The organism is Bacillus sp. TH25 (assembly GCF_016650935.1).
Taxonomy (GTDB): domain Bacteria; phylum Bacillota; class Bacilli; order Bacillales; family Bacillaceae_G; genus Bacillus_A; species Bacillus_A mycoides.
Window position 1 is genome coordinate 1 of record NZ_JAEKEU010000026.1, and the last position, 14,483, is coordinate 14,483.

At 32.1% G+C, this 14,483-nt stretch carries 16 protein-coding genes and 1 pseudogene; 4 read left to right on the plus strand and 13 right to left on the minus strand.

The features are described from left to right. Positions 1 to 286: 286 nt before the first annotated feature. The 8 genes from JFT89_RS14100 to JFT89_RS14135 all read right to left on the minus strand — a co-directional run bounded on the left by JFT89_RS14100 (position 287) and on the right by JFT89_RS14135 (position 6,395). Positions 287 to 430: a hypothetical protein gene (locus JFT89_RS14100; protein ID WP_002013225.1), complete on the minus strand. Its 144-nt coding sequence runs from the start codon at positions 428 to 430 to the stop codon at positions 287 to 289. A gap of 31 nt (positions 431 to 461) precedes the next feature. Then, positions 462 to 1,490, minus strand: coding sequence for a serine hydrolase domain-containing protein (locus JFT89_RS14105; RefSeq protein ID WP_201040250.1), 1,029 nt, complete (start codon positions 1,488 to 1,490; stop codon positions 462 to 464). 113 nt (positions 1,491 to 1,603) lie between these two features. Further along, positions 1,604 to 1,885, minus strand: a complete 282-nt coding sequence (locus tag JFT89_RS14110) for a heterocycloanthracin/sonorensin family bacteriocin (protein ID WP_002065695.1) — start codon at positions 1,883 to 1,885, stop codon at positions 1,604 to 1,606. Between the two features lie 199 nt (positions 1,886 to 2,084). Next, complete coding sequence (locus tag JFT89_RS14115) at positions 2,085 to 2,531, minus strand: NUDIX domain-containing protein (RefSeq protein WP_002013219.1); 447 nt, start codon at positions 2,529 to 2,531, stop codon at positions 2,085 to 2,087. A gap of 372 nt (positions 2,532 to 2,903) precedes the next feature. After that, positions 2,904 to 3,473 carry a DUF4256 domain-containing protein gene (locus JFT89_RS14120; RefSeq protein ID WP_201040251.1) on the minus strand — a complete coding sequence of 190 codons (570 nt, stop codon included), beginning with the start codon at positions 3,471 to 3,473 and terminating at the stop codon, positions 2,904 to 2,906. Positions 3,474 to 3,734: 261 nt separating this feature from the next. Further along, a complete protein-coding gene (locus JFT89_RS14125; protein ID WP_002065693.1) occupies positions 3,735 to 4,199 on the minus strand; it encodes a GNAT family N-acetyltransferase in 465 nt (154 codons plus the stop codon). A gap of 77 nt (positions 4,200 to 4,276) precedes the next feature. After that, positions 4,277 to 5,200 (minus strand): nucleoside hydrolase, encoded by a 924-nt coding sequence (locus tag JFT89_RS14130; protein WP_201040252.1) that lies wholly within the window; start codon positions 5,198 to 5,200, stop codon positions 4,277 to 4,279. Positions 5,201 to 5,483: 283 nt separating this feature from the next. Beyond that, positions 5,484 to 6,395, minus strand: a complete 912-nt coding sequence (locus JFT89_RS14135; RefSeq protein WP_201040253.1) for a DMT family transporter — start codon at positions 6,393 to 6,395, stop codon at positions 5,484 to 5,486. Positions 6,396 to 6,547: 152 nt separating this feature from the next. Here JFT89_RS14135 and pdxR point away from each other — a divergent pair, with 152 nt between their 5' ends. Continuing rightward, complete coding sequence (gene pdxR, locus JFT89_RS14140) at positions 6,548 to 7,981, plus strand: MocR-like pyridoxine biosynthesis transcription factor PdxR (protein WP_016095456.1); 1,434 nt, start codon at positions 6,548 to 6,550, stop codon at positions 7,979 to 7,981. A gap of 45 nt (positions 7,982 to 8,026) precedes the next feature. Here pdxR and JFT89_RS14145 read toward each other — a convergent pair whose 3' ends face one another. Beyond that, on the minus strand, positions 8,027 to 8,557 hold the full coding sequence (locus JFT89_RS14145) for a DUF4269 domain-containing protein (protein WP_201040254.1): 531 nt from the start codon (positions 8,555 to 8,557) through the stop codon (positions 8,027 to 8,029). Positions 8,558 to 8,732: 175 nt separating this feature from the next. On the opposite strand from JFT89_RS14145, the gene JFT89_RS14150 reads away from it, so the two are divergent. Beyond that, positions 8,733 to 9,200 carry a DUF2306 domain-containing protein gene (locus JFT89_RS14150; RefSeq protein ID WP_033706845.1) on the plus strand — a complete coding sequence of 156 codons (468 nt, stop codon included), beginning with the start codon at positions 8,733 to 8,735 and terminating at the stop codon, positions 9,198 to 9,200. A gap of 155 nt (positions 9,201 to 9,355) precedes the next feature. Further along, the gene (locus JFT89_RS14155) at positions 9,356 to 9,769 is read left to right on the plus strand and encodes a magnetosome magnetite crystal formation protein family (RefSeq protein ID WP_016095459.1); all 414 of its coding nucleotides are present in this window, start codon (positions 9,356 to 9,358) and stop codon (positions 9,767 to 9,769) included. 133 nt (positions 9,770 to 9,902) lie between these two features. Here JFT89_RS14155 and JFT89_RS14160 read toward each other — a convergent pair whose 3' ends face one another. Continuing rightward, positions 9,903 to 10,778, minus strand: coding sequence for a glycerophosphodiester phosphodiesterase (locus tag JFT89_RS14160; RefSeq protein WP_201040255.1), 876 nt, complete (start codon positions 10,776 to 10,778; stop codon positions 9,903 to 9,905). Between the two features lie 45 nt (positions 10,779 to 10,823). Further along, entirely contained in the window at positions 10,824 to 11,624 is an 801-nt protein-coding gene (locus tag JFT89_RS14165) for a GNAT family N-acetyltransferase (RefSeq protein ID WP_016095461.1), read from the minus strand. 508 nt (positions 11,625 to 12,132) lie between these two features. Between JFT89_RS14165 and JFT89_RS14170 the strand changes: the two genes are divergently transcribed. Continuing rightward, positions 12,133 to 12,831: a hypothetical protein gene (locus JFT89_RS14170; RefSeq protein WP_201040256.1), complete on the plus strand. Its 699-nt coding sequence runs from the start codon at positions 12,133 to 12,135 to the stop codon at positions 12,829 to 12,831. Between the two features lie 59 nt (positions 12,832 to 12,890). Here the strand turns inward: JFT89_RS14170 and JFT89_RS14175 are convergent, their stop codons facing one another. Continuing rightward, on the minus strand, positions 12,891 to 14,186 hold the full coding sequence (locus JFT89_RS14175; RefSeq protein WP_002065682.1) for an MFS transporter: 1,296 nt from the start codon (positions 14,184 to 14,186) through the stop codon (positions 12,891 to 12,893). A 113-nt stretch (positions 14,187 to 14,299) separates the two neighbouring features. Next, a pseudogene (locus tag JFT89_RS14180) lies at positions 14,300 to 14,483 on the minus strand (methyltransferase); the annotation flags it as partial.

A 14,483-nucleotide genomic window follows, 5' to 3' on the forward strand; every position in this document is an offset into this window, starting at 1 on the left:
TGTTTCATGCTAACTGTCCCCTTCTTTTATCATGACATGAATTTTCACAGTTAGTATATCCATGATAAATTGCAAGATACTGTACGGAAAATGGAAATTGAGTTAGCTTACACAAAAAGACACTTCATCAAGAAGTGCCTTTTTGTAGGTTATATACAGCATTTAAAGAAAGCTTTGTTAAGATAAGACATTTTCGAATGCTTATGTATATATGTTATCAAATAATTTGCTGAAAGTGATGAGACTTAAGACGTATTTTTCTTTCATAAATAAGTCGGAGAGAAAATTAATATTCAATTTCCTCAAAGTCTTTCGGCTGCGGTACAGTTTGCATATTAGCTGCATCTTTCGGATCGCTATAAATCGCGTTTTGTTCTGTGTTTACATCCTTTATATTTTGCTTTTTATTTTTATTCACTTCATTTTTCATTAAAGTTCACTCCTTTTTATTATAGGAGTAGTTATACCCTAACCATATTATTTTTACTGCTACTAAATGTATCAGCGACTAAATTGCTAAATTCACGTAAATAATATAAATAATTATCCCCACCATAGTTGTATCTTTTATTGTACATTTTAGCAACGACGACATTATATTCTGGAATGACTAATATCGTTGGTCCTGTAATTCCTAATATTTGATAGGAACCTTTAGGAACTCGCTCACCAAGTTCGCTAAATAAAGCAGGTACATTTTGAACGAACCAAAACAACCCGTTTTGAGGTAGTTCTTTATTTGTATACTCTGGACTTTGTAAGCTCGTAGCAAGTGCTATAACTTCTTTTGGCACAATTTGTTTACCATTTAAAAACCCTTTATTTAAATGCAGGTTCCCCCAGTAGGCAAATTCTCTCGCGGAGACAAAAAGATTTTTCTCGGAGCCGTCATCTACTGCACCAACACTACTTATTGCATCTTCATCTGGGTTTACAACAACCTTAACTAAATTATCATCTTGTTTTATTCTCCATCCAGTTTCTTTGAAATCAGCAGGTATGAATACACGCTCCTTTAATAGTTTAGGAAAACTCTTATTATACAGTTGATAAATAAGCTGCGTCACCATTCTTACATTAATATCTCTGTACGCCCAAGCTTGTCCCGGCTCAAATTCACGAAAAGCTGTCCCATCATCGGTTTCATTTAAACCGTGTGAATGAGTTACTAAATGTCTTATCGTTGTCTTTCCAAGTAATGAAGGATCATATTCTTTAAAATAATTTACAGCCTCGTCATCAAGAGATTTTATTTTCCCCTCATAAACTGCATAAGCTACCATTAATCCTAAATAGCTTTTTCTTGCGGAAGCGACATTGAATTGTGAAGATATAGTTACTTTTTTACTAGTAAGAGTATTTGAATGCGTTCCACTATAATGCTCTAGCACAATCTTATTATCTTTCATAATACAAAGTGCTGCCGTAGAACTTTGATTTGTCTCTTTAATGTTTTCTACCCATGAAATTAATTTTTCATATTTGTACAAATAAATATCCCCCTAAAACATATAAAAATAACAGCATGAAAGAAAAGTTTCAATACATTATAACTTTGCATCTGCACTTTTCTTTCATGTGAAATATTATTGATCTATAGTACTTAAATAATCCACCAGTTCCAGCAATTAGAACAGCTGAAACAACCAACACAGCCTACACAACCTACGCAACCGCCGCAACGTCCGCCGCCACAACCACCACAGCGACCACCACAACCGCCACCGCCACAACGTCCGCCGCCACCGCATCCGCCACAACGACGTGCATCGTCTTGAATGTAGTAATATGGATATTGATTTTGTTGCTGATCCCAATACACAACATTACCAGGTTGATAAGCATTAAGGTTTAACGCTTGTAGTTCTTGTTGAAACTCATTCATTATGAAACCCTCCATTTACAAATGTAAATTCCGTCCAAATTTTCGAGTTTATTTACTTTTAAAAATAAAGTAGAAATAAGGCTATAGACTAAATGCGTACATCAACAAAATATGACTTTACACTAGGTGATGTACCTTGTTTATGAGCCTATTTTCTTTATATTCTTTTAGTGGACGGAATTAATATAAATAGAGACAATTAAAAATTACTAATCCAGCAAGTTAATAGTTCATCACTTAATTTTCTTTCTAGTAATTCTTTTACTGAAGGTGTCGGCATTATTGTATAGGAATTTATATTTTCTTTATTAAAATCAATCCAGTGAAATGCTAAATGGGACTCTTTAGATATTGGAGTGAAATCGGATTTTAACTCATTTGAATCTATTTCAAAAATGTGGTTAATTTCATGGTGGAGGGTTTCTTTGGCTTGCCATTGATTTTCTATGACGCCTAAAAATTGTTTTATACTGCAAGTTACTCCAAGTTCTTCTCGTAACTCTCTTATTAGTGCATTCTCTGCTGATTCCCCAATTTCAACATGACCACCGGGTAAAAAATAGTGATGGCCTATGTATTCAGCAACTAGTAGTTTTTCATCTTGTATCATGATAGCTCGTACAATATGATGGAATTTACTTTTCATTTTGTATTCCTCCTAATCATTCACTTTATACTTGCTCGAAAATTTTCATTTAAAAGCGGGATAATATAAATCATAGGTGTTTCATATGGGTGAATTTCATTGATAATTGCAAGAGTACCTTTTACAAGTTCTCGTTTATACGTTAATTAAAACTAATAATTTTGATAAATGATTCTAAAAAAGAGTATGTTTATGAAGAAAATTATCAAAACATACTCTTAATATTTTTAGTTGATTCATTCTTTTACAATAAGGTTTGATTAGCCCTATTCTTTGCGGCCTCAAAATCGAAGCCGTAGCTAAAGTATGCAATCACTACTATTCCCTAAGCAAATCTATTCTCTACTTCAAATTTACCTGCCTGTACAAATTTTAGACTCTTAACGAACCACGAAAGCCTCTTGCGGCATAGTAAGATTCTGCCCCATTGTGATACACAAAGACGTGTCCAAAGCGATAATCGCAAAAAAGGGCACCGCCAAGTTCTCTAATATCAGAAGGTGTTTGCACCCAACTCGACGTCTTCATATCGAAATTTTCAAGATTATGTAATGTACGATATTCTTCTTCCGTTAATAGTTCAATACCCATGGCAGTTGCCATATCAATAGCGTTATTTTCTGGTTTATGTTTCTTTCTTGATTCTAGCGCTTCAAGATCGTAACAAAGACTTCTACGACCTTTAGGACTTTCTGCTGAACAATCATAAAAAATATATTCGCCTTTTTCTTTATCAAAATCAACAACATCAGGTTCGCCACCAGTTCGTTCCATTTCGTTGAGCGACCACAACTTTTCAGTATTAGCATCCAGCCTTTCTTGAACATTAGCCCATTCTAGACCTTTATGACGGTTCATATTATTCTCAAAACGATCTTTCAATATTTGTAGTAATTCTTCACGTTGCTCTAGTGACAACTCTTTTTTATTGCTTTCTTTCATATTAGTTCCTCCATTGATGTTTTTATTAATGATAGTTTAAGTATATATAAATACTGTTTTATAATAAAATGTTTAAATAATTGCGTGAATTGAGTTTGCGATAATTTATATGAATTAGTACAACCAATTCTCCGCAATATGACCCTTTAACGGAACAACTTATTGTTTCAAAACAGTTTCTTAATCGATCTTTCAATTCTAGATGTTCTTTTCCTTTTCACTATAAATACACGATATAACTTTATTCAAAACAGTACATCTTTATTTCAACAACAATAAGCGATATACTTCCTCACCGTCATATACATTTCCTAATGGTTTAAAATCATAACATTCATATAGTTTCTTTGCAGAAATATTATCTTTATGGACAGTTAATCTAATTTCCTCACACTCTTTAAAGTTATTTTTTATTAAGTTAATGATTTCCTGTAATGCTGCTTTTCCATATCCTTTTCCTTGCTCTTTTTCATCAATGATAAATCCGTTAATCCAATACATATCTGTTGACTCTCGTACAAAAGCATGCATAACAAAACCAACTATAAGGTCACCATCATATATAGCGAATGGAATATATTCGACATTTTCACCATCTGGTTTTATGTATACTTTAGCAAGTGATACTGCCACTGCCGGAACAAATTGCATTTGATTTTCTTTAACTCGTAACTTTAATGCGTCTTGCCAATTTTCTCTCGTAACAATTTTTAATTGGACGTTCACTATTTTAAGCTCCTTTAAAAAGAGAATTTATCTTTTATATTCAACGGAGTGAAATGATTCCCTTTTTCGACAGCAACTTATAGCATGATTTTCATAAAATCCTGAATGAATTTTTCCTCATCTAATTGTAACGCTATACGCGCCCCTTCAGATTTAGAGTGTGGGCGAAAATCAGCAAAAGTTTGTCCCGTCGTTTCGCCACATATATCTACAGTCACTTTTCGGGATGTATAATTTAAAAATGTAGGATTCACTAAACCGCTTATAGCAAGTACATCGTGTAATAATGGCCCTTCAATAAATGGATTTAGTTTTTGGTATGCTGATAAATAATAATCGTACATGGGTTTCATAATCGGTTTAAATGGATTTTTTGTATTAGCTAAAATATAAGTAAATACATTTGGGGTTAAAACCGTTTTATTTGTTACATTTAAAGGGAATAACGTTATATTTTTCGCTTGCTGAAATACAATTTGACTTGCTATAGGATCTCCGTACACGTTTGCCTCTGCTAATGGAGTAACATTCCCTGCTTCTAAAAAGACACCACCCATAAAATAAATTCCTTTTATATTTAACATCAAGTCGTTCCATAAATTAAAAGCAATCGCTAACGAGGTAGATCTTCCTACATCGACAATTGTTAAATCTTCTCCATACTTTACAAGAATCGCAGCAATACTACCAAAATTGTATATAGGAATAGATAACACACTTTCCGGTACATGTATGGGTCCTAATCCTTCTGGTCCATGAATTTCAGGGTAATACGTTGTAATTTCATTTGTAAGTGGCTTTGTTGCCCCGCTAATTACAGGAATATCTTGTCTGTTTGCTAACTGTAAAATATATGCGGCATTATGAGCGGCATGTATATGTTCAACATTTCCATATCCAGTTACGATACCAACAATTTCAATTTCAGGATGCAGTAAGCCATACATAATTGCAAACGAATCATCAATACCTGGGTCTCCAAAAAATAAAACCTTCTCCAAGAAATGCACTCCTTTCATAGGTAAGATAATTATGTATATGTGGAAATAATTTAAATCTATACAGTTCTAAGCAAATATTAATGGTGAGTAATGTATTGATAAAAAAGAACTAGCATTATGCTAGTTCTTTTGCAGATAAATAATCTACCAGTTTAATTAAATCTCGTACAAATATTGGACTAGCTGATTTTAATATAGATTTTTCCCACTATTTTTATAGAATTGAAAGCCTGTTATTAATCCGAAATTTTGCATTCAAATTGCAAATACTCGCAGGGATGTCTTACCATACTTTTTCACTCTCAATTTGCTTATAATCATCTTTATTAAATGTTAAATGAGCAATCACAACTCCAAGTATAGTAATTCCCCCTCCAATTATCGAAACAAAGGTTGGCACCTCACCTAACCATATCCAAGCGATAATACATGCAGTTACTGGTGTTAAATATAGAGAACTTGTTGCCTCAGAAGCATTGGCATGGGATGTAATATATGCTAATGCAATATACGGCAGTACTGTCGGGAACACACCTAAATATATAACACTCAAAGTAATTTCTATAGGAGCTGTTACGATTTCTTGATAAATCCCTGGTAAAAAAATAAGCATACATACAGTACCAGACCAAATTGTATATATTGTAAATGGTAAGAAACCGTACTTCTTTAAATACGACTTTTGGAAAACGAAAAATAGACTTTCTGAAAATGCCGCTAATAATATAAGGAATACCCCACTATTCAATTGAATGGAATCACCTTGACTTAATGATAAAAAAGCAATTCCTATTAAACAAATTACACCACCAATCCAACCATTAAATTTCATTTTTTCATTCGAAAAAATAGAAGCAAGAATTGCCGTTAATATCGGTGTTACTGATACAATGAAACTAGCAGGTCCAGCATTCACACTCTTTTCACCGTAGTTTAGTGCAATATGATAAATCGTAAATCCTAGAGCACCAAATATAAAAATTACTGGAATATCTTTCAAGTCAGGTAAACGTAATTTGTATATAAGTGAAAACAAAAGAAGAATCAAAGAAGCGATTAGTAATCGTAGCAAAGTAAGGTGTTCAGGGGTGTAAGCTTCAAGCCCCATCCGAATTACTGGAAAAGCTGTTCCCCATATAAGAATCGTAAAAGCATGAGCACATACAATACGAAAATCCCATTTTTTATTATGCATATTTTCTCTCCCTCTCCAATAAACCAGCCATTTTCTAATTACCAATTATTTCTTTTCATCATATTTAATAGTTGATACAATGTCTTCAACCAGTTAATCCTCGAAAAAACCAACCACTTTGCATTTTTAAAATGAATGAGGGAGTTTTTAATATGTCTACTGATAAAAAACTGCCTAAATATCGGCAGATAATAGACTATATGAAAGAAAAAATTGAATACGGAGAATGGCCGATTGGAAGTAAGGTTCCTAGCCAGCGGCAGTTAGCGAAATTATTTCATGTAAATCGTAGTACTGTAATAACTGCACTAGAAGAACTTATGGCAGATGGCTTAATTCAAGGGAAAATCGGGTCAGGAACAATTGTAACGAATAATACATGGTCATTATTAGCCACCAATCCCCCGCCCGATTGGAGTGAATATGTAAAGGCTGGTATTCATAAACCAAGCAAGTTAATGGTACGAGAAATAAATGAAGCAGAAGCAAATGAAAAATTGATTCATCTTAGTAAAGGAGAACTTGCACCTCATCTTTTCCCGTTAGAAACTATGCAATTCATTATGCGTAACGTATGTGAGGAACTAGATTATTTCGGATATGAAGAACAAAAAGGATATCTCCCTTTACGTGAAGCAATAAGTAATTATGTAAAATCATTTGGAATAAATACATCACCAAGCTCTATATTAATAGTCTCGGGTGCATTACAGGCATTACAATTAATATCAATCGGTCTTTTACATAGAGAGTCAACTGTTTTACTTGAACGACCTTCTTACTTATATTCTCTTCACGTATTTCAATCGGCTAATATTCACCTTTCTGGAATACAGATGGATCAACATGGAATTATCCCTAATGATTTGTTAAGAAGAATTAATTATAGTCAAAAGAAAAATATTTTATATTCGATTCCTTGTTTTCAAAATCCGACGGGTGTATTAATGTCCAAGGATCGACGAAAAGAAATACTAAGAATATGCGAAAAAGAACAATTGCCTATCATTGAAGATGATATTTACCGTGAGTTATGGATGGATGAACTACCGCCTCCTCCTTTAAAGTCGATGGATAAACATGGGCATGTTTTATATATCGGTAGTCTATCTAAAACACTTAGCCCAGGACTTAGGATTGGTTGGATTATCGGACCAGAGCCTGTTATTGAGAGATTGTCAGACATAAAAATGCAAACTGACTATGGATCAAGTTCTTTATCTCAAAGAGTTGCTGCAGAATGGTTGAGTAAAGGATTTTATGAAGAACACGTTGCGAACGTAAGGATTCACCTAAAAAAACGAAGACGAATAATGATACAAGCATTAAATACGTACTGCGCTGACATTACTACATGGGATATTCCTAGTGGTGGATTTTTTATATGGCTAAAGGTTGTACCTAACATTTCGATGAAAAAACTATTTTCAGAGGCTCAATCAAAGGGAGTTCTTTTTAACCCGGGACGTATTTATGAGGAAGAATCGGATCAGTGCATACGCTTATCGTATGGATATGCTTCCCCTGAACAAATTACTCAAGGTATTTATATATTAAGTAATTTGATTCGTAAGTTAATGGCATAATAAAAATCCTCTTTTATATAAAGAGGATTTTTATGTGTACCTTATTTACCACAATCTCATTTCCTGTCCTAATAAAATAAGTTCTTCATAAGGATCTCCGTCAATTTTTAATACTTGTGCAAAAGCTGGTTCTGTTTTTATGCCTTGTTCTTTTAATTGGATGATTTTTTTTCTAATATGGGGATGCTGTATTAATAGCATGTGCTCTACTATCATATGTTTATATGCATTTTGGTTACGCACTGGCCGCGGTTGACCAAATAATTCAAATTCAAAACCTTCAAATTGAAAAGTTGCCTTTATTGTTAAGATATTTCTAATGTTTTTCTTTTTCATTTCAAATCCTTCATATGAACCATACAAAGATCTAATTTCCTGTTCAAAAACATCATAATTATGTACTTCCATTACAATATCCAAGTCAGAGTGAAACGTATCAATTCTAATAGGGATTGTCCCGCAAAGTACAGGACTATACAAAGCTAAATCCGCCATTATGTTTAGTTTATTCATAACTTCGTAAACTTTTTGTTGTTTATCGTTCCCAGATTGTAAGTATGTGATAGATGTAAACATAGAAGTCTCTCCTTCATTTAACGTAATACTCATCTCACTAAATTTGAGAAAAAATTTAATCATTTCATTTTGTTCTAGGAATACCTTTATTTCAATATATTAAGGCGAACTCACTATATTTTTCAACTTTTCTCCTATACTGCAATACTATAAAAATAAAAAAGGAGGAACTTTTATGAGCATTTTCAACATTCTTTTGACCATACACATATTATTTGGAACCATATGTTTAATTACTGGTATTGTAGCGATGGTTGCTCAAAAAAAGAAAGGAAAACATACGGAATGGGGCGAAATATATCATGCATCTTATGTTGTCATAACCCTGACGGCAATTATATTGGCCATTATAAAGTGGGATGAAATCGCATATTTATTTTATGTAGCAATTTTCTCTTATTCATTTGCGATTTATGGCTACCTTGCAAGAAAAAAGCGTTGGAAAAATTGGATTAGCCACCATATTAGAGGTATGTTAGGCTCCTATATCGGTGCCGTAACCGCACTTTTAGTAAACGTCGGAATTCATATTCCAATTATTAATTTACTGCCGCCTATATGGTTTTGGTTTTTACCTACCTTAATTGGCATTCCTCTCGTAGCCAGTGTATCAAAAAAATATAAAAAACAGAGGAAAAATTAGTTGCATTTTGATTACTTTTTGATTACTTTCTGAGTAATCTTATGAAAAATTATGCTTAACACAGCGAATAGTATGATTATTTAGATTTCATGTTCCCTATGATATAATGGGTTATATTGTTTTTTACCATCTAAATTAAATATAGGAGGATTTTAATGATACTATCACAAGATAAAAACATTAAACTAGTGATACATGCAATTACTTTATTATCTTTCTTGGCCTTTTTCCTCTTTGGTAATACACTTTTCTTTATACCGCTCATACTTTATTTCGTTTTCAAATCACAAAGTATAAAAGAGATGAATCTAGAATCAGCCCTTTTCCAATTTGGAGTATGGCTCGCTGTATTTCTTTGGAACTTCGTAGTAATCCGTACGATCATGCTTTCCTTATTACACATTGACTTGAGTACAAATTCCTTATTTGTTATTTTGGGAACAATTCCACTATATATAATACTTTTAGCCGCCGTAATTTTAGGACCACTTAAAGGGATTTTATATGAATTACAAAATAAAGAATTTCATTATCCTATTGTTTCACGATGGGTGCATAGAACTAAATAAAAAGAATCCAATATTTTTATTGGATTCTTTTTGTTTTCTCTTTTGCATAGTTATTTAAACTTCGGCTCAATGTATTCAATTATGTTGCCATCAGGAAAACAGCCGTACATCATTTCCTATCGGGTAATTCTTTTTATTTATGATTTTTCAAATCCAATATTGAATGTAAACGATCCGGATAATTAGTAAACATCCCGTCTACACCCCATATAAGTAACTTTTTCATATCCTTTTCATTATCTACTGTAAATGGATGCACTTCTAATCCATATTTCTTTATTTTTTTTACATAGGCTGCATCAATATATTTAAAGTTCATCCCTAGGCCAATGCAGTATTTTTTATGATTCTCAATTTCTAGTTCTGTTAATTGAACTGCTTTTTTATATGATAATAATTGTACTAGAGATATATTGGTATTTAAACTATGAATCTTTTGCAGACTTTTTTCACTAAACGATTGAATAATTACTTTATCATTTATGTGGTAGTGATTAATTATTTCTAATAATTTTTCTTCCATACCAGGATATTCATCAGGTGATTTTGTTTCGATATAATAATTAGCATTATGTCCAAACGTTTCAATAATTTCTGCTAATGTTGGAACTTTAGCATGTTTAAATTCTTCTTTTGCTAAATCGGGGTATTTTTCATTGAAAAAGCTGCCTGCATCAAGTTGTTTTATTTCTGTTAATGTATGATTTCTTACTAATCCAGTACCGTTCGTTGTACGATCCAATGTTTCATCGTGCATAGCTATTAAACGTCCGTCTTTTGTCATTTGAAGATCTATTTCTATATAGTCTCCCTTTAATTGTTGTCCTAATTTGTAAGCTTCTATTGTATGTTCTGGTGCATATGCAGATGCACCTCTATGTGCAATGTTTTTAATATGATTTGATTGATTAGTAGCTTTTATATAATTATATTCATTTACTTGTTGAAAAACAAAGATGCTTATTACTATGAAGAAACAAATGATTGTAATTAGAGATATTTTGTTCATAACAGTATGTTAACTCCTATATTTAAAACAATTTTACTTGATCATTTACTCAAATAAATGACGATTTTCAAAAACAGTCATTTGTCCTACAGCTTGAAAGCCGGATTTTTTATAAATATTTATTCCATCAGGTGAAGCTTGTAATACACAATACGTATTTTTTAGTTGTTTAGCTTCTTGCAGCAAGAAATTAAACATAGTAGAGCCGAATCCTTGTCCTCTCATATCTTCTTTAGTCGCTATATCATAAATACCGACACTATCTTTCGTACATACTAAAGAGCCAGCAGATACGACCTCACCTTTATAAAGACCTAAGTATAGTTTCATGTCATCACTATTCCATAAATCTAAAGAAGAAATTTGATTATAGTATGCTTGAACGTGAATACCTTCTGCTGATGTACCGAATAGATCTGCTAACGTTTCGCCAAATTGTTGTATTTGTTCTGGCGATGTTGCATTTTGTATTGTAAAACCTACTGGAATGTCTATTGTTGGATGAATTTTTCTTAAGTCTGCTACCATCGCGATATTCTGTTCTGCTTCTTTTAAACCAAGTTTGATTAATTCGCTTTTTATAGTCTGTTCTTGCTTATCATCCCAAAACCAAACACTCATTGGAAATTTTTTTTGATTATAGCATTCTACCTCCTTATATAATTTCTCGATCCCTTCCGTTACATTACTATTTAGTAGTGTAATAATATTAAATGTATCTGCAGGTAATCCGCAGTCGACAGTAATATAATCCTTCGTTTCTTTTACATCCATTCCATGTACCTGCCGCGCAATATATGAGGTTTTATATGTGAAATTATCTATTAGTAACTGTTTATAATTCATTAATTTTTGCTCCTTTCATAAAAATTCGTATTCGAATCCTTCAGTATTAAATATAACATATAAGAAATGTACCTATTTCTATAAAAATATCTCTATAAATCACTCTTTGCGCCCTAAAAGAATTAAAAATGATATAACATTGTCGGAATGAAAAAAGTGGTATATAATAAATATTAACATTACTAGTAATTATTTTAGGTATTCCTAGAATAAAGGAGCGATACATATGAAAATTACTATTTATTTCGGAAGTCATGAAGATCAAGATGTTCGTACTATGGACTGTCATTTAGATGTAGAAGATACAGAAGAGATTGTTTCTGTATCATAATATAAATAATCGGGATGAACCCTATTCCCTACAGCGTTTAAGACACCTTTTACAGGTGTCTTTTTTATTGTTTTTTCGTCAAAAACCCTTTACTTTAGAGCGTTTTAATAGTAAAATATAAATATACGAACAAACGTTCTTTTTAATTTATTTGTACATGAAGGGATGATTTTAACAATGACTCAAACAAAGCGCAGAGGAAGAAAAAAGCAAACACCTATTATTTCAAATACAGGCTTTATCGGCTCTGTCTTTATTGATACATTGGAGTTACAAAAGAAATCCTATTATTTCGCTCGTAAAAAACTTCAAATTGTTCATCATGTACTAGATGGTCTATCTGGAGCAACGAGTGCGTTATTTAAAGAACATAATATCTCTGCATACATGTCATGTGTGTATTTACATAAACAAAAGAAAATTGGTTTTGTTCTTTCAACAAAACCTTTTGAACAAAGTGATGGCGTTGCTTACTTTATAAATTATTTAATCGAAAAGAACTTTTATGGTGATGAAGAAGTAGAATATCAAGAAGTATTTAATACAGGTTTTATTGGTGTAGTATTCGCCGATTTATCTAGTATAGAGCGTTTTAATTTTGAGTTTGAAATGGGTATGTTAACAAAATTAATGAAAGATATGATTATTCCGGTTAAAGAACTCTTTTTACGCCATAATGTACCGGCATACATCTCCACTTCTCATTTAGAGGAACAAAATAAATTAGGTTTCGTTCTATCTGTAAAGCCTTACGATGAACGCGCTGAAGCAGATTTATACTTTGAAACATACTTAATAGAACGAGGATTATTTATTGGTGATGAAGAGGATGATATTGATAAGATTGTTATTAGAAAGACAGCTGAATTACGATAGAAAAGCGCAGGATCATCATCCTGCGCTTTTTAAACATTTAACAATATCATTTAGTTACGTTAAACACTATAATCTTTTGAATGAATTTCTAAATTCAACTTATTTGAGTAAGCCTTATTCAAAATAAGAAATACTATCCCTCCTGCAATTGGAAGCGTGTAGGCTGGAATATAATTTAATAATAGACCTGATAATGCCAGTGCTATTGGCTGCATCATTTTACCTATACTTAATCCAATACTGAGCACTCTTCCCCTATATTCATCGGAAATCTCTTTTTGCATGAAATAAATTAAAGGAATATCAATGAGCGCTATAATAAGCCCTAAAAAGAACATAACAACACAATACGTAATAACGTATACAAAATCATTTACTTCAAAACTTTTGAATAAAACTGGAATTCCTGAAATAATCATAAAAACTGCCAGCATAGAACTTAGCTTTTTCAAAAGATAAGAGTAAGAAAAACGATCAGTTATCTTTTTTACTAAAATTGCACCAATTATCATCCCTACTGGAAAAGTCCCTTGAATGATACCAAATTGCTTAGAACTAAGATTGAGAACTGTGTTAATAATGTATGGAAATGGAACAGTTACAGCAAACCCTAAGAAGAAATTAAGTGAAATTAAAATTCGAAACGTATTCTTTAAGCTTTCCTTTTCAATTAAGTATGAAAACCCCTCTTTTATATCTTTAATAAAATTAATTCTCCGTTTTGAGCATTCCTCATTTATGTTGAACTCGAACAGTTTAAAATGAATAAATAATATGGATATGCCCGAAAGAATAAATGAAATACCATTTATAATTATAAAAGTTTTTATATCTAATACAGCAAAAACGATGCCACCTAACATAGGACCGAGAATTAAAGATACAGAATCGATAATTTTACTTATAGAGTTAATACTCATTAACCTCCCTTTAGAGACGATATTTGGTTTTGCCGCTTCTAACCCTATTCCAAAGAATGTTGTAAATACCGACATAAGAAAGGTAGTAGCATAAATAATGAATAAGTTTAATCCATAATTGCTGCTTACTATATAAACAGAAATTAATAAGCCTCCATTTAGTAGATCCATACAAATAACCAGCTTCTTTTTATCAACCTTATCTGCGATTACGCCGGCAAATGGATTCATAACAATCATTGGAATCGTTCCTAAAATGAGTGTAATTGCGAAATTTAATGCTGATCCGGTTATTTGTAAAACATATAATCCTAATGCGAAACTATAAATAGAGCTACCAAATATTGATACTGTTTTCCCAATTACATAGAGACAAATATTTCTTAGTTCTTGTTTGCTTTTTTCATTTTGTAAATGTAATCGTAAACTCCCCATAACTTTTCCCTCCCGCTTAACTTTGTATTACGTACAGTGTAAGTTCTCGGGTCAACCCAATATCAATATGCTAGTATTAAAAACTTTTAAAAGAAAAATTAAAAAAGATGGGGTTAACCCCATCTTTTTCCGAAAAATGAATATGTATAAATTTCTTCTCCTTGAACAAAGAAATCCTCGTATTTTCCTCCTCGTTCTATATATTCTGAAGTTCTTTCATCTATGGAATTAAACTGTAGCTTTTGGATTTCTCCCTTGACTTTTGAAGACGTAAAATTATCTCTTAATCTAGTTGTA